Source organism: Oceanobacillus sp. FSL K6-0118 (assembly GCF_038006665.1).
In the GTDB taxonomy this organism is placed as follows: Bacteria; Bacillota; Bacilli; order Bacillales; family Amphibacillaceae; genus Oceanobacillus; species Oceanobacillus caeni.
Window position 1 is genome coordinate 3252968 of record NZ_JBBOVR010000001.1, and the last position, 21285, is coordinate 3274252.

The 21285-nt window shown below is 36.6% G+C and carries 20 protein-coding genes, 1 pseudogene and 1 riboswitch; of the genes and pseudogenes, 12 read left to right on the plus strand and 9 right to left on the minus strand.

Annotated features, from left to right (window positions below; genetic code table 11):
* Positions 1 to 52 precede the first annotated feature (52 nt).
* From MHI02_RS16485 to MHI02_RS16495, 3 genes are all read left to right on the plus strand, one after another.
* The gene (locus MHI02_RS16485) at positions 53 to 997 is read left to right on the plus strand and encodes a carbohydrate kinase family protein (protein WP_341166073.1); all 945 of its coding nucleotides are present in this window, start codon (positions 53 to 55) and stop codon (positions 995 to 997) included.
* A gap of 233 nt (positions 998 to 1230) precedes the next feature.
* Positions 1231 to 2484 (plus strand): MFS transporter, encoded by a 1254-nt coding sequence (locus MHI02_RS16490; RefSeq protein WP_145523792.1) that lies wholly within the window; start codon positions 1231 to 1233, stop codon positions 2482 to 2484.
* A complete protein-coding gene (locus MHI02_RS16495) occupies positions 2481 to 3926 on the plus strand; it encodes a glycoside hydrolase family 32 protein (RefSeq protein WP_145523793.1) in 1446 nt (481 codons plus the stop codon). The genes MHI02_RS16490 and MHI02_RS16495 overlap by 4 nt, the downstream gene beginning before the upstream one ends.
* Positions 3927 to 3972: 46 nt before the next feature.
* Here MHI02_RS16495 and MHI02_RS16500 read toward each other — a convergent pair whose 3' ends face one another.
* Positions 3973 to 4968, minus strand: a complete 996-nt coding sequence (locus tag MHI02_RS16500; protein WP_222115730.1) for a LacI family DNA-binding transcriptional regulator — start codon at positions 4966 to 4968, stop codon at positions 3973 to 3975.
* Positions 4969 to 5263: 295 nt separating this feature from the next.
* Entirely contained in the window at positions 5264 to 5653 is a 390-nt protein-coding gene (locus tag MHI02_RS16505; protein WP_145523794.1) for a hypothetical protein, read from the minus strand.
* Positions 5654 to 5966: 313 nt separating this feature from the next.
* Between MHI02_RS16505 and MHI02_RS16510 the strand changes: the two genes are divergently transcribed.
* The 5 genes from MHI02_RS16510 to thiT all read left to right on the plus strand — a co-directional run bounded on the left by MHI02_RS16510 (position 5967) and on the right by thiT (position 10415).
* Positions 5967 to 6788, plus strand: coding sequence for a thermonuclease family protein (locus MHI02_RS16510; protein WP_341166074.1), 822 nt, complete (start codon positions 5967 to 5969; stop codon positions 6786 to 6788).
* Between the two features lie 236 nt (positions 6789 to 7024).
* A complete protein-coding gene (locus MHI02_RS16515) occupies positions 7025 to 7678 on the plus strand; it encodes a GGDEF domain-containing protein (RefSeq protein WP_047185667.1) in 654 nt (217 codons plus the stop codon).
* Between the two features lie 82 nt (positions 7679 to 7760).
* Positions 7761 to 8945, plus strand: coding sequence for an HD-GYP domain-containing protein (locus MHI02_RS16520; protein WP_047185666.1), 1185 nt, complete (start codon positions 7761 to 7763; stop codon positions 8943 to 8945).
* 119 nt (positions 8946 to 9064) lie between these two features.
* On the plus strand, positions 9065 to 9367 hold the full coding sequence (locus MHI02_RS16525; RefSeq protein WP_052771740.1) for a hypothetical protein: 303 nt from the start codon (positions 9065 to 9067) through the stop codon (positions 9365 to 9367).
* Positions 9368 to 9624: 257 nt separating this feature from the next.
* Positions 9625 to 9723, plus strand: a riboswitch (TPP riboswitch).
* Positions 9724 to 9818: 95 nt separating this feature from the next.
* Complete coding sequence (thiT, locus tag MHI02_RS16530) at positions 9819 to 10415, plus strand: energy-coupled thiamine transporter ThiT (protein WP_047185664.1); 597 nt, start codon at positions 9819 to 9821, stop codon at positions 10413 to 10415.
* Between the two features lie 72 nt (positions 10416 to 10487).
* Here the strand turns inward: thiT and MHI02_RS16535 are convergent, their stop codons facing one another.
* The 3 genes from MHI02_RS16535 to MHI02_RS16545 all read right to left on the minus strand — a co-directional run bounded on the left by MHI02_RS16535 (position 10488) and on the right by MHI02_RS16545 (position 13120).
* A complete protein-coding gene (locus tag MHI02_RS16535) occupies positions 10488 to 12017 on the minus strand; it encodes a solute symporter family protein (protein ID WP_204798525.1) in 1530 nt (509 codons plus the stop codon).
* Positions 12017 to 12349: a DUF485 domain-containing protein gene (locus MHI02_RS16540; protein ID WP_047185662.1), complete on the minus strand. Its 333-nt coding sequence runs from the start codon at positions 12347 to 12349 to the stop codon at positions 12017 to 12019. The genes MHI02_RS16535 and MHI02_RS16540 overlap by 1 nt, the downstream gene beginning before the upstream one ends.
* Positions 12350 to 12571: 222 nt before the next feature.
* The gene (locus tag MHI02_RS16545) at positions 12572 to 13120 is read right to left on the minus strand and encodes a YusW family protein (protein ID WP_052771739.1); all 549 of its coding nucleotides are present in this window, start codon (positions 13118 to 13120) and stop codon (positions 12572 to 12574) included.
* Positions 13121 to 13399: 279 nt separating this feature from the next.
* Here MHI02_RS16545 and MHI02_RS16550 point away from each other — a divergent pair, with 279 nt between their 5' ends.
* Positions 13400 to 13933 carry a YitT family protein gene (locus MHI02_RS16550; RefSeq protein ID WP_257456493.1) on the plus strand — a complete coding sequence of 178 codons (534 nt, stop codon included), beginning with the start codon at positions 13400 to 13402 and terminating at the stop codon, positions 13931 to 13933.
* 83 nt (positions 13934 to 14016) lie between these two features.
* On the opposite strand, the gene MHI02_RS16555 is transcribed toward MHI02_RS16550, so the two are convergent.
* Positions 14017 to 15234 (minus strand): MFS transporter, encoded by a 1218-nt coding sequence (locus MHI02_RS16555; protein ID WP_341166121.1) that lies wholly within the window; start codon positions 15232 to 15234, stop codon positions 14017 to 14019.
* A 34-nt stretch (positions 15235 to 15268) separates the two neighbouring features.
* Entirely contained in the window at positions 15269 to 15766 is a 498-nt protein-coding gene (locus tag MHI02_RS16560; protein WP_338113675.1) for a DUF3231 family protein, read from the minus strand.
* A 231-nt stretch (positions 15767 to 15997) separates the two neighbouring features.
* Here MHI02_RS16560 and MHI02_RS16565 point away from each other — a divergent pair, with 231 nt between their 5' ends.
* The 3 genes and pseudogenes from MHI02_RS16565 (at position 15998) to MHI02_RS16575 (ending at position 18579) form a co-directional block, all read left to right on the plus strand.
* Positions 15998 to 16960 (plus strand): sulfonate ABC transporter substrate-binding protein, encoded by a 963-nt coding sequence (locus MHI02_RS16565; RefSeq protein ID WP_216883882.1) that lies wholly within the window; start codon positions 15998 to 16000, stop codon positions 16958 to 16960.
* Between the two features lie 14 nt (positions 16961 to 16974).
* Positions 16975 to 17739 (plus strand): annotated as a pseudogene (locus MHI02_RS16570) (ABC transporter permease subunit).
* A 39-nt stretch (positions 17740 to 17778) separates the two neighbouring features.
* Positions 17779 to 18579, plus strand: coding sequence for an ATP-binding cassette domain-containing protein (locus tag MHI02_RS16575; RefSeq protein WP_204798523.1), 801 nt, complete (start codon positions 17779 to 17781; stop codon positions 18577 to 18579).
* Here the strand turns inward: MHI02_RS16575 and MHI02_RS16580 are convergent.
* Both MHI02_RS16580 and MHI02_RS16585 read right to left on the minus strand, forming a co-directional pair.
* Complete coding sequence (locus MHI02_RS16580) at positions 18553 to 18825, minus strand: YqhV family protein (RefSeq protein ID WP_204798522.1); 273 nt, start codon at positions 18823 to 18825, stop codon at positions 18553 to 18555. The two genes, MHI02_RS16575 and MHI02_RS16580, sit on opposite strands and share 27 nt — an antisense overlap.
* A gap of 200 nt (positions 18826 to 19025) precedes the next feature.
* Entirely contained in the window at positions 19026 to 20966 is a 1941-nt protein-coding gene (locus MHI02_RS16585) for a TcaA NTF2-like domain-containing protein (protein WP_204798521.1), read from the minus strand.
* Between the last annotated feature and the right edge of the window lie 319 nt (positions 20967 to 21285).

Consider the following 21285-nt stretch of genomic DNA (forward strand, 5'->3'; position numbering starts at 1 on the left):
AGAAATTATAATGATAGAATCTTCAAGGTATAAACATAAACGAGGTGGAACTATGACAGAGAAAAATGTCTGCTGCATTGGGGAATTATTAATTGACATGTACTGTACAGATGTTGATGTCGCTTTAAAAGATGGCGCGAATTTTAAAAAAATGGCTGGTGGTGCCCCCGCAAATGTTGCGGCGACTATAGCTAGATTAGGTGGGAGTTCTTCATTCGCTGGGAAGGTAGGTAAAGATTCCTTTGGCGACTTTTTAATAGAAACGCTAGAGCAATACGATGTGAATACAAACATGATTAGTAGAGATGAAGCCCTGCCTACAACGATTGCTTTTGTTTCGTTGACAGCTGATGGAGAAAGAGACTTTCAATTTAACCGTGGGGCTGATAAAAACTTAACGATGGCTGATTTGTCAGAGGATCAGATTCTACAGTCAAATGTCATTCATTTTGGTTCGGCAACAGCACTCTTAGAAGGTGAAACACGAAACACTTATTTGAAGTGGATGGATAAAGCGAGTGAAACAGGAATCTATATTTCTTTTGACCCTAACTTTAGACAAGACCTATGGAATAAGAATGAGGAAGAATTTGTGCGTTTATCGAAGGAAGCTATCTCACGTGCAAACTTTGTGAAAGTTAGTCATGAAGAATTAGAGTTAATTACAAATAAAAAGGATGTATCCGAAGGGGTTGCAGAACTTCATCGCCTTGGGGCAGACCTTGTAACTGTAACAATGGGGAAAGAAGGATCGTTCCTATCTAATGGTAAAGAACAAGAAATTGTTCCTAGTATTGAGGTTAAAGCTATTGATGCAACAGGTGCAGGTGATGCCTTTATCGGTGCAGTATTGTATAAGTTTGCTAATTCCGAAATTGACATGGGAGATTTCTCTCAGTTAAAAGAAGTAGTTCGGTTTGCGAATAAAGTTGGGGCAGTTGTTTGTACGAAAATCGGATCCTTGACCGCACTACCAACAATGGAAGAGGTTAAATAGCTTGGATTACAAGAAACACGTTGGGAAAACCTCAACGTGTTTTTTTATTTTCGTAACTAACGGACTGAAATCACTGTGGATGATAAAATGTTCACTCTAATCGGGTAAAAAATTCATTTGACAAATAAACGTATTGACAACCTTTTTGAATCCCTTTACAATAATAAAAGTAAACGATTACGTAAACGATTACCTAAAGAACACAGTAAATTCCTAAAATAGGAGGGAAAAATGTGAAAACTTTTTCTAATAGTAAATACTGGTTTTCGTCTGGCTATTTATTTTTATTCTTTATAACCTGGTCAATCTGGTGGTCCTTTTATGCAATATGGTTAAATAATACGCTTGGCTTAACAGGATCACAGGTAGGAACCATTTATTCTTTTAACTCTGCAGCTGCACTAACTTTTATGTTACTTTATGGCATCATTCAGGATAAATTGGGCATCAAGAAAAATTTAGTCTGGTTTCAAAGTATCATTCTAGTTTTCATAGGGCCCTTCTTAATTTACGTGTATGAACCGTTACTATTAAACAATTTCTATCTAGGAGCGATATTAGGTGCAATTTACCTAGGAGCCGGATTTGTAGCGGGGGCTGGATTTTTAGAATCCTATACGGAAAAAATCAGTCGGGAATACAACTTTGAGTTCGGAAAAGCTAGAATGTGGGGTTCTCTGGGCTATGCCGTGGCTGCGTTTGGCGCAGGGACACTGCTTAGCATTAATCCACATATTAACTTTTGGCTTGCTTCGGTCGCAGGGGTAGCTTTCTTTATATTAAATTTCATATTTAAGGTTGATGCATCAGTTACGGAAGAAAAGAATTCTAGTAAAATTTCTAAAAAAGATTTCATGTTAATCTTTTCAAATAAAGTATTTTGGTTTTTATTGATTTATTTATTTGGTACAGTCTGTATCTATACCGTGTATGATCAACAACTATTTCCTGTCTATTTTGTTCAACAGTTCGCTGATCAAGCAACTGGGAATCAAATTTATGGTTACTTGAATTCTTTCCAAGTATTTGTGGAAGCGCTGTTCTTATTCTTGGCACCATTTATTGTTAATAAATTAGGAGTTAAGCGATCCTTAATATTTGCAGGAAGTATTATGGCAATTCGAATTGTCGGCTCTGCTTTTGTAACGAGTACATTCGGGATTTCATTTGTGAAATTACTTCATGCTGTAGAACTTCCAATTCTATTAATTGCCGTGTTTAAGTATATTGCTATTAACTTTGATTCCAGATTATCGGCTACAGTATATCTCGTTGGCTTCAAAATTTCTAGTGAGCTAGGCGTCATTGTTTTTTCAGCACTGGTTGGATATATTTATGACTTAACAACCTATGAAACTACCTTTTATATACTCGGTTCCATTGTATTTATTTTTGTCATCATGGCTGTTTTTACATTAAGTAAAGATGATAAAACTTCAACAGAGAAAATAAATAAAACTATAAATAAGGGAGAGAACTTAGCTTGAATAATCACAAAAAAGCAATCGACAAGGCAAACACATATATCGAAGAAAAAATAAAGGAAAAACAGGAAAGAACATTTCAACCGTCTTATCACTTTACAGCACCTGTTGGTTGGCTTAACGATCCAAATGGATTAATCCAACATAAAGGTATATATCATTTATTTTATCAGTTCCATCCATATTCAGAAGACTGGGGACCTATGCATTGGGGACATGCGACTAGTAAAGATTTAGTCCATTGGGAACATCAACCCGTTGCACTAGCACCATCCGAAGATTATGAACTAGGGAAAGCTGGAGAAGGATATGGCTGTTTCTCGGGAAGCGCAGTTACAAACAATGACCAACTAGTACTCTTTTATACAGGACATATTGATAGTAAAAATCCAAAAGAAGTCCAATGCATGGCGACTACAGAGGACGGGATTCATTTTGAAAAACCTGCAATAAATCCAATCATTCCAAACCCACCAGAAACACTAAGTGCAGATTTTCGTGACCCTAAAGTTTGGGCTTATGATGGAGTTTGGTACATGGTTGTTGGAACAAGTGAAGAGGGTCACGGCGGTGCAGCTCTTTTCCAATCAAAGGATTTAATGGATTGGCAGTATTGTGGACTTGCCGCTAAAAGTGACGGAACATTAGGAGATATGTGGGAATGTCCGGATTTATTTCCTATCCAACATAAACATGCCTTGGTTGTGTCGCCAATGAATATGAATGGTGGAAAGAATATTATGATGGTTGGTGACATGGATTATAAACTCCACCGGTTTACGAAAGATTATTTTGTTGAAGTTGACGAAGGCTTTGACTTCTATGCCGCTCAGACGTTTTTAGATGAAAAAGGAAGACGTATATTATTTGCATGGATGGATCAGTGGGAAACAGAATTCCCTACTAAGAAAGAGGGATGGGCTGGTGCTATGACAGTACCTCGTGTCGTTTCGCTTAATGATGAAGGGGAGGTGCGGTTCCAACCAGTGGAAGAGTTACAGCTTTTACGGAAAGGAAAGGAACAGCACAAACATGTGGAACTAACTCATTCCTTTACACCTGAGACTAGTGGCCAATCATTAGAACTGAAAGTAAACTTTGACCTTTCTAATACGAATAGTGAAGGAATTGGATTACATGTATTAAAGTCAGAAGATGGGAAAGAGTACACCGAGATCAAATATGATACTAGTTCTGGCGAAGTACTGGTTGATTTAAATAGAGCGGGACAAATTTCAGGTATTGCTTCAGCTAAGATAAAGGAATGCGATGAACTATCACTTCACATATATGTCGATCGTTGTTCAGTAGAGGTATTCATAAATGATGGAGAAAAAGTGATTACGAATCGTGTTTATCCAGATAACAGAAGTAATCGTATAGAACTTTTTGCAGACAATACAGTGAATGTTAGTGACCTGCAAATATGGAGTCTTGAGAAATAAAAGATTTTAATAAAAGTAGCCAGTTTTACGTATAAACTGGCTACTTTTATGTTGATTTTCTTTTAATTAACGTTGGCTTTAAAACCGTTTGTATAGGTTCATTATCTGGTGATTCAATACGTTCAAGAATGATGTTTGCTGCCTCTACTCCCATTTGATAGGCTGGTTGTTCTACTACTGTTACGGATGGGGAGATGATTTGTGTCCATTCCGTATTATCAAAAGTTATTACCGCGATATCTTCGGGAATCAAGATATCATGTTCTACTAAGTAGTGCATAATTCCTGTTGTAAGAACATTATTTGCCGAAAAAACAGCATCCAAACCTTGCTCGATTAATTTAGAAGCTATTTGATAACCGTCTTCATAAGTAGGTCTACTTATAAAGATTCTATCTTCCAAATCTGCTTCAGGTTGTAGTACGTCCCGGAATCCCTTCAAACGTTCTTTAGCTGTGCTAATCGATATATCAGCCCCAGCAAAACCAATACGACGATAACCACTTTCCTTCAGATATTGGATAGCTTCAACAGTTCCCCTATAAGAATCAATAGTTACAGAGTCTCCATCATATCCATTTGGGATTCGATCAATAAGAACTAATGGATGGTCTTCTTCTAAATAGTCCTTTAGTTCATCAAAATCATGAAATGTTGTAGCTAAAATAATCCCATCTGTAATTTGATGATTTAATAACTGAACCTGCTCTATTTCATGCTCAAAGTCTTCTTTTGAGTTACTGATAATAACATGATAACCTCTTTTTCTCAAAGTCTCTTCTAGTCCTTCTGCAATGGACATGAAGAATGTCTTTGAAGTATCTTCTTTATGAACAGGAATGATAAATCCAATTGTATTCGTTTTTGAACTTCTTAAACTCCGTGCTGCATGGTTAGGACGATAGTTTAATTGTTTCATTGCATGTAAGACTCGATCTGTTGTCTCATCTGAAACATAACGGGTCTTATTTATAACATGAGAGACTGTTGCTGTTGAAACACCAGCAACTTTAGCTACGTCTTTAATTTTAACTTTTGACAATTGAATTACCACCTATAAATATATGTATGCATTCTGCTGAAATGGTCGTTCCTATAACGCGGAACTACTTATATTATTATACGTCAAAAATATTTGTTTTCCATCAAAAAGAGATTGAGAATCATAGAATTTTTAATCGAAGGGACATAAAGAAGACTTACTTCAGTCGGGGGGTTCCTTCCCCCCCACTGATGGTTAGGCGCACTTATTGGACCTTTAGGGGGAAATTAATCTCCCACCAACCTGCATTGAGACGGGATAAAAAAAGCAAGATATCCCACAGTCTCGCTTTCCATCAGGTAGAAGTACCTACCCTACTATTTCTTGAAGATATAATCACAAGTGAAATCACCAACAAAATACCTACAACCTGCACAACGACTGGATAATGAAAAACCTTGATCGTATAAAATTCAATTACAATCGCAAGGCTAATGATTTGCAGCAAAGTAAATAAAAGCTTATGAATTGGTTCACGATTCGTTTCCTTTTCGATCACCGTAAAGGCTATATAAGAGAATCCACAAGCTGCAAGTAACATGATGATCCCTATGTTACTATAAGGATAATAAAAGCTCGGTACACCAGTGAAATCATATGCCATGAGATAATCTTTGCCGATTACATACATCACAGCGAAAACAATAATTCCAATTAACTGGTACATTACTCTTCTATTCAACATCTATCCACTCCTTATCATAAAAGAACATGAATTTCCTTCATGTCCTATCCTATTTTTGATAACAGTTTTCCCTATTACATTAGAATCGATACTTTAAGGATTTAAGTTATTCCATTATATGACACAAGTTTTTTCCTAGAATGACTTAATTTTGTGGTACTTTCTATGTCCACCCAGAAGATCGAGGTGGAAGTCAACTCATTTTCTTACAAAAAAACTAAACCGAAATCGGGTAAAAAGTACTCTATTCCTTCTTCTAACATTGGTGTTAAACTAGTAAAAGTGAAAAACTGACTTAAAGGAGTAGGAGATTTTGAAAAAATCACTAAACATCATTGCCCTTTTTATCATTCTATTAGCCGGATGTAGTATGGAAGGGGCTGGGTTAGATACCGATTTTACGAATCAAACAGAAAAAGCAGAAACACAGGAAGAGCCGGTAGTAGAGAATGAAACCTCTCCAGCCGATTCCAAAAATGCCCAAGAAACTAGCACCGACAAAAAATTAGTAAACGTCCAATTAGTCAAACCAATTGATGGCGATACCATCAAAGTTAACATCGATGGCAAAGAAGAAAATGTACGATTTTTATTAGTTGATACACCTGAAACAAATCACCCACGATTAGGGGAACAGCCCTATGGACAGGAAGCGAAAGATTTTACTAGAAAAATGGTAGAAAGTGGACAAGTGCAATTAGAATTTGATATTTCGCATCGAGATAAATATCAAAGATTGCTAGCTTATGTCTATGTCGATGGCGTTTCCGTGCAAGAGGAATTATTAAAAAATGGATTGGCGAGAGTCGCATATATTTATGAACCTAACACGAAATATGTGGACCAATACAACGAAATACAAAAAGAAGCGCAGCAACAAGCTATTGGGATATGGAGTGTAGAAAATTACGCAACAGACCGTGGCTTTGATGCATCTGTTATCAACTCTCCTAAAGAAGAGAAAGAACCTTCTAGTAACTCAAGTAGTTGCGACATTAAAGGAAACATAGCAAAAGATGGAGAGAAAATCTATCATATGCCAGACCAACAATTTTATGAGGTGACGAAACCGGAAGAAATGTTTTGCACGGAACAAGAAGCTGTAGATGCTGGGTTTAGGAAATCAATACGGTGATAACCCCTACTTCATAAACAAGCCATGGCCTCTCATGGCTTGTTTTCTTACTTTATTTCTTCTCCCCTATTTTATTTTGGTGATCATAGTACAATTTTACCATGATACTTTATGCATATTTTAATATAATAGTATTGTATGATGGTTTTTATGGTAGTTTTTGACTTTTTAGCAGATAGGACAACCAAATTTATGTCGTGGGATAATCACCGTCTTATTGTCCCAAAGGAGAACGTATGAAATATTACGGTAGGTTTATTTTATTAATTTTGTCGTTGACTTCTACATTGGTATATTCGATAGTAGGAAGAGTTGATATCATTCTTTTCACTATCTTTACATTCATACATGCAGGTTTTTCATGGTTTATTGGAAGTTGGTATGATAAGTTCAGATACCTATCCTATCATGACCCGCTAACCGGTGTTTATAATCGCAGGTATGCCTACATCTATTTTGAAAAGCAGTTAAAACGGGCAAAATGCAAGAATGAAAGAATCGGAATTTTAAATATTGATATAGACAATTTTAAAATGATTAATGATTCCTATGGCCATCATTATGGTGACTTCATTTTGCAACAATTATGTAGGTCGATTACGAAAAATATTCGTAAAGAGCACATACTTGTTCGCTGGGGCGGAGATGAATTTATTGTATTACTCAACCATATGGATTGTACTTCTGCACAAAATCTGATTAATCAAATGAACGAGTCGATTAGGGCCGAGTTGAACCATTGTCAAGAATCTAGTAAATCAGGTGTAACTTTATCCATCGGTCATGCCATCTATCCAGAAGACGGGCAAAATATTTCAGAATTATTATTGATTTCCGATAAACGAATGTATCAAATAAAATCCAATACTGTGGAAGTTAGCCCATCATGAGTCAAGTATACTCCCATCGTCCTACAGTCAATCGGAACAACATTCATCCGGCCACTCCATCGTTGGTTAGTGAGGTAAATAGATGAAAAATACGTCATTATTACAAGAAGAAAAAAGGGCTACCTTATTATTTATGTGGTTATTTTATATTGTATTCTTTTTATATGATATATTTTATTATAATTTTTTGCCCTTTTTTCCATGGGCATTAGAATTACCAGATAAGATTTGGTACTATTTAAGTTTCGTTAAACATTTCATCATTATCTGTCTTATCCCTGTTACCATATATTTCTTTAAAAAGGGTAAACCTGAAAATGTAAAATATATTCTCGTTATCACCTATTTAATCACAAACTTAGTGACTGATATTTATTATTACTTTGGTAATCAGGAATCATATAGTAGTGGTAATTTAGTAGAAGTAGTGATTATATTATTTTCTCCTATTTTTATCAATAAGCGGTTTTTCTATCTAGTTACATTGGGAATTATCTTAAAGTACATAGTGGTAGGAGTATTCATACAAGACCCTGTCGTATTCTTTCCTGTTATTCTCAATATCTTATTAGCTTTTATTGCCTATATGCTTCTTCATCGTTTTTTAATATATGTACAGGCACTGAAAGATTCTTACAATGAACAATTAGCGGGAATTGTTAAAGGAGTAATTGCCACTTTGGAGTTAAAAGACCCTTATACTCGTGGTCATAGTGAACGCGTAGCAGAATACGCAATAAGTCTAGCAAAAGCAACCGAACAAGTGAAAGAATCCAATTATAATCATTTTTATTATGCGTGTCTTTTACATGACATCGGTAAAGTGAATATTCCCGACTCCATTCTGACAAAATCTAGTAAACTAACAGATGAAGAATATGAAATCATTAAAACTCATCCCGTTGTGGGGGCGAAAGCAATTAAAGATGTAGAAGGTATTGCTGATCATATCGCTGTAGTTTATCATCACCATGAAAGATGGGATGGCAAGGGGTATCCAGATGGACTTAAAGGAGAGGAAACACCTCTTGTTGCAAGAATCACAGCTATTGCAGATGCTTTTGATGCGATGACTTCTACAAGGTCATATCGACCAGCACTTCCTTTTGGTGAAGCTTATCAACGTGTTATAGATGGCAAAGGAACGCAATTTGATCCTAAATTAGTAGAAACTTTTAAACAAGTGTATCCAGATTGGATGACAATCTTTAAAAAATATAATAAAGACCAATCTTTAAAGGAGGGTAGCAACCATGAAAATCCGTAAACTAAAAAAAGTTAAAGCAACATGTTGGTGGTGTTTCATCATTCCAAAAGGTTAAGTAGTTTTAGATATAGGGTGCATTTGCATCCTATTTTCATTTCTAAAGAACGGTGGTGAAAGGCTTGAAATTATCATTAGAATCGCAAATCACCCTATATCCATTGTCCATTCAAAAAGATAGGAAGAATTATATCGTGGAGGAACCTGTTTCTGGTGATTTTTTTGAAATGCCGGAGATTTGTATTGATGCAATTGAAAGGATAAATGATGGGCAACTATTAGGTGAAATCGAAAGTAAATTACAGAAAAAGTATCCGAAAGAAAAAGTAGATATAATTGAATTTGGCGGGCAGCTAATGGAATTGGGTCTCATTCAAGAGGTAAATGGAGAAAAAGTCAAGTTAAAGAAGGGGCTTTTAACTTGAAAAATTTAATTATTGCTTTCATCGTTTTGTTTGCACTTTGGTTAATACTTCCGTTTTTCGGCATAAACACTTCATTTATAATACTTCATGTAATAGAGTGGTCTACCAAGTTTATTTTCCCATGGATAATACTATATTGGATAATTAGATTATTTAAAGTTTTGGAAAAGGGGAAATAAAGAGACGGGGCTCAAGTGACGGACCTCCCTCTTCTCAAAAGACAGAAAGTATGATACTATCATGAGTAAATCGAATAACGTGACCACAAGGGGAGCGAAAGCTGAGAGGGAACAAATTGTTCTTACCCTTCGAACCTGTTAGTTAATTCTAGCGTAGGGATGTGGTGAATAGTTTACTAGTTGTTTATGCGTAATGTGAAATCTATCTAGTAAACTAGGTAACTATGTCTTCCTTTTGGTGCGTTAAAAACACAATTAGGAGGCTTTTTTTAATGAAAAAATTAGGTTTACAAACGCTTATTGAGGTGGCCATTTTTGCGGCACTTGCCCTTGTGCTCGATTTATTGCCATCACTCCGTATTGGACCGTCCATCTCCATTTCCTTTGCGATGGTGCCGATATTCATCATCGCATTTCGCAGAGGATTTTTAGCGGCAATTATCAGTGGATTCCTTTGGGGATTATTACAAATTGCCATTGGGGAAGCATGGATTCTAACACCATTACAAGCGTTCATAGAGTATTTCGTAGCTTTCGCATGTGTCGGTTTTGCAGGACTATTTATCAACCCAATTAAAAATAACTTAAGAAGCAAAAACATGGGCAAGGCTATTGTCTGGATAATTATCGCAACCTTCGTCGGTGGATTTGCCCGTTACTTCTGGCATTTCCTTGCAGGTATAGTTTTCTTCAGTGAATATGCAATTGAAGCAGGCCAGGCGCCAGTTATTTATTCCTTAATTATGAATGGCATCTCTTATATTTCTTCTGCTATTGCATGTTCCATTGTATTAGCGTTGGTGCTTTCGAAAGGATCAAGACTGGTTACATCTGTGAGCACAGAGAATAGAAGTAAACGAGCAGCGTGAGACAAAGGAACAGGTTCGAGACTACTGTAAAAGCACCTTTTTTTCAGTGGTCTCGACCTGTCCCTATAACCCCTATTCCCTATTACCAATATGCGCTTTTACTTTGACCTCTGCATAGCGTTTGAGATCTTGTTCTTTTGAGTAAATCGTACCAAGGTAACCTCCGAGAAAGCCTAGTGGTACACTAACAAGTGCTGGATTTTCTAATGGAAAGATTGGATTTCCGACAAATAACGCTGCCCCCGCTTCTGGCGAGAAAACACTCGGGCTCATCGATACTAAAACTAATGCAGAAATTAGACCGAATAATACTGCTGAAATCGCACCAGTCGTATTAAACCGCTTCCAATATATCGTATAAAGAATGACAGGTAAATTGGCACTTGCTGCGATACAGAAAGCAAGCGAAACAAGGAATGCAACATTAAGGCTTTGCGCACCTAAGGCTAAAATAATCGATAACACCGAAACTGCTAATGACGCATAACGTGCAGCTAGCATTTGTTCTCTATCCGTAGCTTTCCCTTTTTTAATAATTTGACCATATATATCATGGGCAAAAGCGGAGGCTCCAGATAATACAAGACCTGCCACAACCGCTAGAATGGTAGCAAACGCAACAGCAGATATGAAGGCGAATAAAATATTACCTCCCAACGCCTCTGCAAGTAGCGGTGCCGCCATGTTCCCACCCGAATTAGCTGCAAGTATTTCATTTTGACCAACGTATATGGCCGCTCCAAAGCCTAGAAATAACGTAAGAATATAAAAGATACCAATCGTCCAGGTAGCTGTAATAACTGAACTTCTAGCTGTTTTCGCATCTTTTACCGTAAAGAAACGCATCAAAATATGTGGTAAACCGGCTGTACCGAGAACAAGCGCAATCATTAAGGAAATCGTTCCTAATGGATCATCATATTTTAATCCCGGTTCTAAATAAGCAGCGCCATGGCTTGTAGCAGTTTTCACCTCAGTAAACATGGCAGCTATATTAAAATCAAATTTCCAAAGAACAAGAAATGCCATAATAACCATTCCCGCCATTAAAAGAACAGCCTTCGTAATCTGCACCCAGCTAGTGGCAATCATTCCACCAAAAAGCACATAAATGGTCATCATAACACCAACAATTAAAACAGCAATCCAATAATCAATATGAAATAATAACTGAATGAGTGCACCCGCTCCTACAAGCTGTGCAATCATATAAAACAGAACGATTGTAATCGTACTTAGTGCAGCCGCACCTCTTACCTTTTTCGAATCAAATCGTGAATGAATCATATCAGCAAGTGTATATTTCCCAAGATTACGCAATGGCTCCGCTACTAAAAATAAAACAACTAAATAAGCAATTAAAAATCCAATACTGTAAAAGAATCCATCAAAACCGTTTAACGCAATCGCCCCAGCTATTCCAAGGAAAGATGCAGCTGATAGGTAGTCACCGGCAATGGCTAATCCATTTTGCCAGCCAGTTAATCCCCCACCAGCTGTGTAGAAGTCACCAGTTGATTTGGTGTTCTTCGCGGCAAAATACGTGATTACCAAAGTTAGAATAACGATAGCAATGAAAAGGATGACAACGATTGGATCCATTAGGCTTTACCTCCTTTATTAATTTGGTCGTGAATAATAGCTTCAACTTTTTCATCAAAGGAGTTTGCCTTTCTCACATAAATCGTACATAACACCCAAGTCATCACAAATTGGGCAACCGCAAATATCCAGACCCACGAAATATCCCCAAATGCCGGTGTATTTAAGAAGGTGGTGTAAGACGTACATATAGGAAGCAAAAAGTAAAAGATGAGAAAGAAAACAGTCATTGGTACCGTAAACCTTCTTTTATCTTTCATAAAATGCTTAAATTGCTCACTTTCTACGATACTTTCATAATCCACTTTATTATTTTTGTGTAAATCAGCCATCTAATACCCCCCTTTATTTAATATCCTTACAGCGTTCGCATTAAAAAATACTAACTCACCCCTCTTGTTTAGAAAACGCTTACTATTTTGCTGCCACACTTATGATTTATGAATGATTCATTTAAATTATGATAAAGAAAACGTACCAGGGGTTCTTCCTCCCTAAGAAAAACAAACCACTAAAAAACAGGCAACCTTTGTAGTTTGCCTGTTTTTTAGTGATTATTTGTTATCCTTGAATTCTATTTTCGTGCCATCTTTAAATTTAATTTCTAATTCTATTTCCTTGTAATTTGACTCTAGGGAAAATGCATCTAATGCTTGTTGAATAGCATCGTCTTTATTCGTATTCTGTTCAATCGTTAGCTCTTTAACTTTTGGATAAACCTCGTCAAATGCCTCTTGACCGTGAATATCAACTCCATTAATTTCATCTTCTAAATCCGCTTCAACACTACCGTCTTGATTTTTTTCTAGGCTTGCTTCATATTCTTTATCCCCGTCATATTTGACAGATAACTCGAAATCATCATAATTCAATTCATCCATTTTAGCCCGCATGTCTTCGGTCCCATTGTTATTGTTAGTTGCTGTGTCATTGGTATCGTTGCCGGCTTTATCATCAGCTTCATTGGTATCTTGATTTTCGTTGTTTGTTACATCGGCTCCCTGATTGGTGGTCGTATCATTATTATCATTGTTATTGCCACCACATGCTACTAAAGTTAAAGCTAAAATAAATATTGAAGCTAGAAATAAAATTCGTTTCATATTTTTGCCTCCTATTTTTACCTTAATTTATTTAATAATCTTCCCATTTAATCAAAAATTAACCATAAAGGTTTAGATTACATGTTGGGTGTTGTAGGGATCAGGTTGGAGGGGTAGATAAAATCCGTTCTTTTCGATGAGTTGCGATTTGAACGCTTTTCTTACGTCTTCCGCCACTCATACCATCGTTAAGCATGTTTCTTTTTACTTTTGAATACAATAAGATAGGTTGTCCGTCTATTGAATAGAATGCAGCCCTATTTGTAAGGAGGATTTTTATTGAATTCATTTATGTTAAAATTCGGCTTAGTTGTAGCAGGGGGAGCTATTCAAGGGCTGGGAATGGGGGTATTTTTGTTCCCCCATTCCATTCCTTCTGGTGGGGCTGGTGGGATTACTGTTCTCTTGGGTTATTTGTTTCACATTGGAATGGGACTAGCACTATGGATAGTGAATGCTTCTTTATTATTTTTAGGTGTTAAATATTTAGGAAAAAGATTCGCATTGTGGACGCTTCTTTCCATTACGGTGACATCTTTATCTGTTGATTTTTTTGAACAAATTATTTTCGTGAAAAATCGAAGCTTACTTTTGGATCTTTTATTTGGTTCCGTTTTTTTAGGTACGGGAATCGGAATATTAATGCGTCAAGGTGTTTCGAATGGTGGTGTCGGTGTCATCGCAATAATTATCTCCGTCAAAAAAAGAATTTTACCTGGTAGACCGCTCTTTTTCCTTAATTTCTTTATTTTTCTATTTGTAGCGTTGATAATCGATTGGAAATTAATCTTTCTTGCATTGATTAGCCAATAGATTTCAACCAAGGTGGTGGATATGATTTGTGAAATATCTTTTCAAAAGACCTATACACTTGGATGGCGAAAGAAGCCATGAACTTACGTGTATTTGTATCGAATATTACTTTTTTTCTTTTCTTTCCCGTCTTTCCCTTTAACATGGACTAACAATAGTACTAACAAGGCTACAAGTAGGGTAAAAGCAGCTATGGAAAGAAACATTCCCGTTCGTGACCAATCCATTAAACGGGTAAAAACGGGTGGCCCAAGTGCTACACCTATAAAACGAACAGAACCATATAAAGAGGAGACAAAGCCTCTGCGTTCTTTTCCGACTGCACCCGTAATGAGACTGTTGACACATGGTAGGACAAGTCCTGCGCCAATACTGCTAATGGCAAGGACAATAAGAAAAGGAATAAGCTTTTCAAATAATACAAGAGAACTATAAGATAGCGTCATCAGAAATAAACCTAAAACCGAAAGCCACTTCATCTTTTCTAAGTTTTTTCCAATTTTACTACCTGTGATATAGGATGTACAAACCATTACTAGAAGCGGAATTGCAAGAATAAGGCCCTTTGGAACTCCATTAATATTGTATTTTGTTTCAAGGATATCCGATAAATAAAAAAGGATTCCGAAAAGCGTAAATAGACAAGTTCCACCAGCTAAATAGATTGTGAATAGCCATCTGCCTTCATGTTTAAAGACACTTAAAAGCCCTTTTACATATTTTTTAAAAGGGGGAGGTGCTTGGAAATTTCGTTTTTCCTTAATAAATATCCAAACGAATAAAATAGAAATAAGACTAATCACAGGAAGTGCAAAAAATACCGAATACCAAATAATAAGAGCAAGTAAAGAGCCTAGAATCGGCGATAACACTTTTCCTAAACCATTCGATGCCTCAAATATTCCGAGTACTCTACTACGCTCTCCCCCTCTGAATAAATCCCCAATTAAAGCCATAGCAATTGGTGCAGTTCCAGCCGCACCGATTCCTTGTAATATTCTTCCTAAAATAACCCAAATATAAGAATTGGAAAAAACGGCTGCTCCTAAACCAGCTAATAACGCTCCTCCACCAAATAACAGCAATGAAGGAATAATAACCATCTTCCGTGAAAAACGATCAGACAAATACCCTACAATTGGGATAAAGATAGCAGCAGCAATAGAAAAAACCGTTATCGTTAAGCTTACTTGTAACTGAGTAAGATCCAATGATGATTTCATTTTTGGGAGTATCGGAATGAGCATCGAATTTCCCAATGTCATCATAAGCGGAACGGATCCGATGGCAGCGATGACCATCCCTTTATTTTTCTTTTTCAAAGCCTGTACACTCCTACTTTACATTAATGGGTGGAGAAACAATCCAGCCTTTTTGTTTAGATAAATCAAGGAGTTTTTGTTCGTATTCTTCCTTTTGGGTATGAAATTCCCCAAATAAAGAACGAATGTCCTCCCTTATTGCTACTCCTGTGACAAAACTACATAATACTCGATCTGTCATTAACTCATTTTGAACGATAACAGCGATTTCTGGATCATGAAACCTTGCACCTGCCGGGATATCTTCTACTTCCACATTCGGTCTATCAGGAGGTGCTGGAGGTAACCGAATTCCCGATTCTTTTAGGATAGCTTCCACTTGCTGTTCTTCTTGTGTAAGGCAACTTTCTACTAAATCCTCTAAATATGTTTTTAAATCATGATCACCAGTATGATTGATAAGTACTTGCATCGTAACTAAAATGTTTTTTGTATTATATAGATAGGACCATAAATGGTAAACTTCTCCAGAGTGAAATGGTTCATCTGGCTTTTTATTTGTTAGTTCCATCATATTCCTCCTTTTCGTATGCGTATATAGTATCTCTTAAAAGTGAGATATTATCCCTCTTATATATCAGTACTCGTCCACCATTTATCAGTAATCCATCCTATATATAGCTCTCTGTTTCCCTAAAAAGCTTGAGGTGGGGAAAATTGTATTAGGACAGGAACCTACTTTCATTTTATACATAGGCTAACATCAGAAACTTAAAGAAGGTGAAGAGGGGATATGTCTACCATGAAAAAGAAAATGTGGTTATTTCTGGTTATTGCTTTTTCTTCCATTTTTTTACTAGTAGCATGTAATGAAAAACAAGAAAAAAGTGGCAGTAGCAGTTCAGAAGACGAGAAAGTTGTACGTATTGGGTACCAGAAAAATGGCCCGTTGATTATTTTAAAATCATTAGGTACGTTAGATGAACGATTAGAATCTATGGGATATTCTGTGGAATGGAATGAATTTCAGGCAGGTCCATTATTGGTGGAAGCTCTTAATGCAGAGAGCATTGATTTTGGTAGAACAGGTAATACACCACCAATCTTCGCGCAAGCTGCCGATGCCCCTTTTAAGTATGTTGCAGTCGGATTTTCCAAATATGAAGGTAGTGGCATCTTGGTACCAAATGATTCAGATATACAGGATCTAAATGACTTAAAAGGAAAGAAGGTTGGATTTGCAAAAGGATCGAGCTCCCATTACTTAATTGTTAAAGCTTTAGAGAAAGTCGGGCTTCAGTATACCGATATTACCCCTGCATTTTTAAATCCGGGTGATGCAAGGGTAGCATTTGAACAAGGCACAGTTGATGCGATGGTCGTTTGGGATCCATTTACGGCATCTACAGAACTTCACTCGGACGGGAAATTACTCGTTGACGGGGAAGGGTTAACAACGGATCGAGACTTCTTTGTTGCCTCCGAGAGTTTTGCTAAAGAAAATGAAGAAATCATTAGCGTTATTTTGGAAGAAATTGAGAAATCTTCCGAGTGGGCAAATAACCACCATGAAGAACTGGTGAAAATGTTAGCACCCATTTTAAATATTGATGAAGAATCCATTGAAAAGTCTGTTGAAAGACGTATTTATGGAGTGGAAGAAATAACAGAAGATACCATAAAGGAACAACAGGAAATTGCAGATACATTTTATCGTTTAGAGATTATTCCTAAAGAAATAAACGTAGAAGAGGTTATGAAATAAGGGGGAAATGACAAATGAAAAGAAGTATCAAAGGACCTTTGGAAAAATTCTTTCCCTGGTTTATTCCACTTTTCATTATTGCTGCGTGACAATTATTGTCGTGGTCCGGAGCTATACCTGAAAGAATATTACCGGCCCCATCCCAAATCATTCAGGCGGGTATTGACTTAACGATTACAGGGGAATTATCCGAACACATGGGGATTAGCTTATGGAGAGCTTTAGTAGGCTTTTTAATTGGGGGAATTGCTGGATTTGTTTTCGGCTTATTAAATGGCGTATTTCGCTTTGCCGATTTAATCTTTGATACCTCGATTCAAATGTTACGTAATATTCCCCATCTTGCGTTGATCCCTCTCGTTATTATGTGGTTTGGAATTGGTGAATCTTCCAAAGTATTTCTTGTAGCATTGGGCGTTTTGTTTCCAGTCTATATTAATACGTATCATGGAATAAAGTCTATTGACAAAAAGCTTATTGAAATGGGTAAAGCATATGGATTAAATGGGAAGGAGCTTTTTTTCCAAATAATTTTACCAGGGGCTATGTCTTCCATTCTCGTTGGTATACGGTTCTCACTTGGGGTCATGTGGTTAACCCTGATTGTTGCGGAAACTATTTCTGCCCAGTCTGGTATCGGTTATATGGCGATGAACGCTAGGGAATTTATGCAAATGGATGTCATTGTTTTAAGTATTATTATTTATGCGTTGTTTGGAAAAATTTCAGATATGATTGCTAGGTATTTTGAAGGGAAATTATTAAAGTGGAATAACTAGTTTTAGGCGGTATTGGCGAAGAAATAGGGGGAGTGCAAATTGAATTCATATGATTTACAAGGAGTAGATGTTACGATTCATCAAGTTAAGAAGAAATATGATAAAAGGGAGGTATTGAAGGGACTGGATTTACAGATTAAAGAAGGTGAGTTTGTAGCGATCGTCGGAAAAAGTGGTTGCGGAAAAAGTACATTGTTACGTCTAGTAGCGGGATTAGAAAACATGAATGACGGCTCGATTAAATTAGACGGAACACCATTGAATGGGTTGAATAAACAAGCAAGAATGATGTTTCAAGATGGTCGGTTACTTCCTTGGAAACGAGTAATGGATAATGTTTGTTTAGGATTATCTTCTGATGCAAAAAATAGAGCAATGCAAGCCATCACACAAGTAGGACTGAAGGAAAGGATACATGATTATCCATCTAAACTTTCTGGGGGACAGAAACAGCGTGTAGCACTTGCAAGAGCATTGGTACATGATCCTTCCTTATTACTTTTAGATGAACCTTTAGGAGCGCTTGATGCTTTGACACGCTTAGAAATGCAACGATTGATTGAATCATTGTGGTTAGAAAGAAAATTCACCTCTATTCTTGTTACACATGATGTAGAAGAAGCAGTAGCTATTTCCGATCGTGTCATTTTAATTGAAGATGGAAAGGTAACGTTAAATCAACCGATACATTTAACTAGACCAAGACAACGTACAAATCCCGCCTTTTCCATGTATGTGGAGGAAATTTTAGCACGAATTATGAATCGAAAAAGTAAGAAAAACTATAGTATGCTTGTCAATACGGAGATGGAATCACTTTTTGACCCCGTAAATAATTAAAGCTACTCCGAGAAAAATCCAAAAAAATTTACCAAAAGATATTTTATCAGAGATACCAACAATTCCAATTGTGGTTGTAATGATAAGAATTAAAGGCCCAATAAAGGCAAGTGAACTATTAATAACAAGGGCCTTTTCCACATCATTCATTTTAATCATCAAATATGCGGCAAAGACCTCAATGGATCCAGATAAGATACGAAATAATGCCATGGCAACAACAGCTTTTTCCAATAAGGTAAACATCTTCTTCCTCCCGAAATGTAGACTCTAGACATTATATGTTTAACTTGTCCAGATTAGGACAGTGTTTTTTGGGAGGGACATGGTCCATGAGTATCGAATTATAAGTAAGGGCGATTCTCTTATCGCCCTGTTCATAAATCAAAATGTAATTCACTGGCTCTGCTCCCTTATCGGTCGGACAAAGGACCTGTTACCATGGCTCAAACCGCTACCGTATTTCCCTGTTCCACAATTTCCATATCTATGATAAAAAATTGATCATCCATTTCCTCTAGCTCGTAGATCACAGTCTGTTTCACCATTTCCTCGGAGTAATCCGTGTAATCTATTAAAGAATGTTCTTCATATACAGTCACACTATAACGATTTCCTTCTAATTTTTTAATATCTGTTACTTCATGCGTTAATAGAACTCTTCCCAATTGATTCTCATACATAGTCATAATAGAATCAGCTAATTCACGATAAAGCTCACTATCAGGATCAATGTAATAGTCAAGGTTCTGAAGGTCTCCTGCATCCGTTGCATACGTCATCATATACAAAAAATCCTCTATGACCGTCTCAATCTCCATGTTACCTTCTTCCTTTTGATCGTCATTCACATAACTTTCCGCTTCCTCTTTCGTTGATTTCATTATTGTATAATCGCTATCGTTATCGTTAAAGGATAACGTCTCATCATCTATTTTCGTAATCGTGACAAAATCATTCTCTGATGAAGCTGCAATCGAATTAAATTCGGCATAATCCACTGTAAATATTTCCTTTGTCCCGGCTAAATAATCCGTAATCGTTCCATCCGCATTTATTTCAAAGAAAATGGCTCCTTCATCATTTTCCAACTTCCACATACCACTAATATCTTCAAAAGTTAGTTGTTTGGAGAATACCGTCAGATTTTGATAAGTAACGGACGAGAAATCGCTAATGTCTTCGATTACTTGATCCCCTTTTAAATTCTGCATGAGGACTAATTCATTATCCTTTGTCACGTATACAAGATTACCATGAAAAAATGCATACATATCAACGTCATCAGTTACCTTCGTATCGTCTATAAATAATTCATTCTCCTCTGTTAAATAAACAATCCTTCCATCTGTATGGACATTAAATTGGTATACCTTTTTTGCAATCTGTTCCTTACCCTCCGCACTAGTTATCTGATAAACATTGTTATCTTCATCCGTATAATAAACGGTTCCTTCCACTAAATAGAAATAGTTTACATCACTCGCTAATTTCGTAGCCTTTTCGTCACTATCTCCTTTTTGATAGAGATTATTATCCTCATTCACGTAATAAAATCCACTTTTGTCATAATCTGCCAAATAGACATTAGATGCAATTTTTTCCGTTTTTATATCTTTGGATAACGTACTGGAATATAAATCCATTGCTCCTTCTTCTTCATAACTTAAGTAAATTAAACGGTCATCTACGTTTTTAATGTAGTAAGGATCAATCTCCTCACCCGATATTTTCACACTACTTTCATCTGCCTTTTTATAAAACAGCATATAATCGTCATTGGTATAAACAAGATCCCCATCACGATTTAAAATTTTAAAATGAAAAACATTATTAGCAATGTTACTTTCTTGCCTACTCTCTATGTTATAAACCGAATAGTCTCCATCCGAGTCAATGAAATATAGATTTCCATCCACCAAATCATATTGAGTAACTCCATTGCCTATCTTTTCCTCGTTCCCATCCTCATTGATTACGTACAAATTACCATCCGTATCCTCATAAACGATAAAATCCTCCGCGTTAAATCCATCGAAAAACTGTACATCTTCCGCGAGTTTTACTTTATCTTCCCTCTGGCTGAACGCATACAACTTATTTTCCTCATCCACAAAAAGAACCTTATCTTTATCATTCAAATATACAAAACCATAATTTTTCACATTACTAGCAATTTTCTCCAACTCTCCATCTTTCGTTTTAATGGACAATTCCCCAATACCTTCCCCGTTCTCATTCACATAACTCTCCGTATAGAATAAAAATTTATGATGAATCGTATCCGGCTTCTTACTTCTCTCCTCATCTAATGACACTGGCTGCGTACACCCCGCCACAAGCACTACCGCTAACATAAATAAAAAAGCACTTAACGATCTACGCATATGCAATCCCCCTGCTGTCATAGTTAAACCAATCGTTAAGATCCCATATCTACCTATCTCCAGACATGAAAATTCCCCCTGTACGTCATTGTATGAGGCGGATGGGGAAATATGACAGGAGGACAGGTTTCTTGTCCTAATTTGGTATTTATTTGACATGAGACTTTTACCTAACATTTGAAGGGGGGTGAATGCTGATAGGTGGGGGGGAGTGCTGATATATGGTGTATGAGTACTGATATCCTACCAGCGTTTGCTGATATATGGTGCACGAGTACTGATATCCTGCCAGCGTTTACTGATATATGGTGCGTGTGTA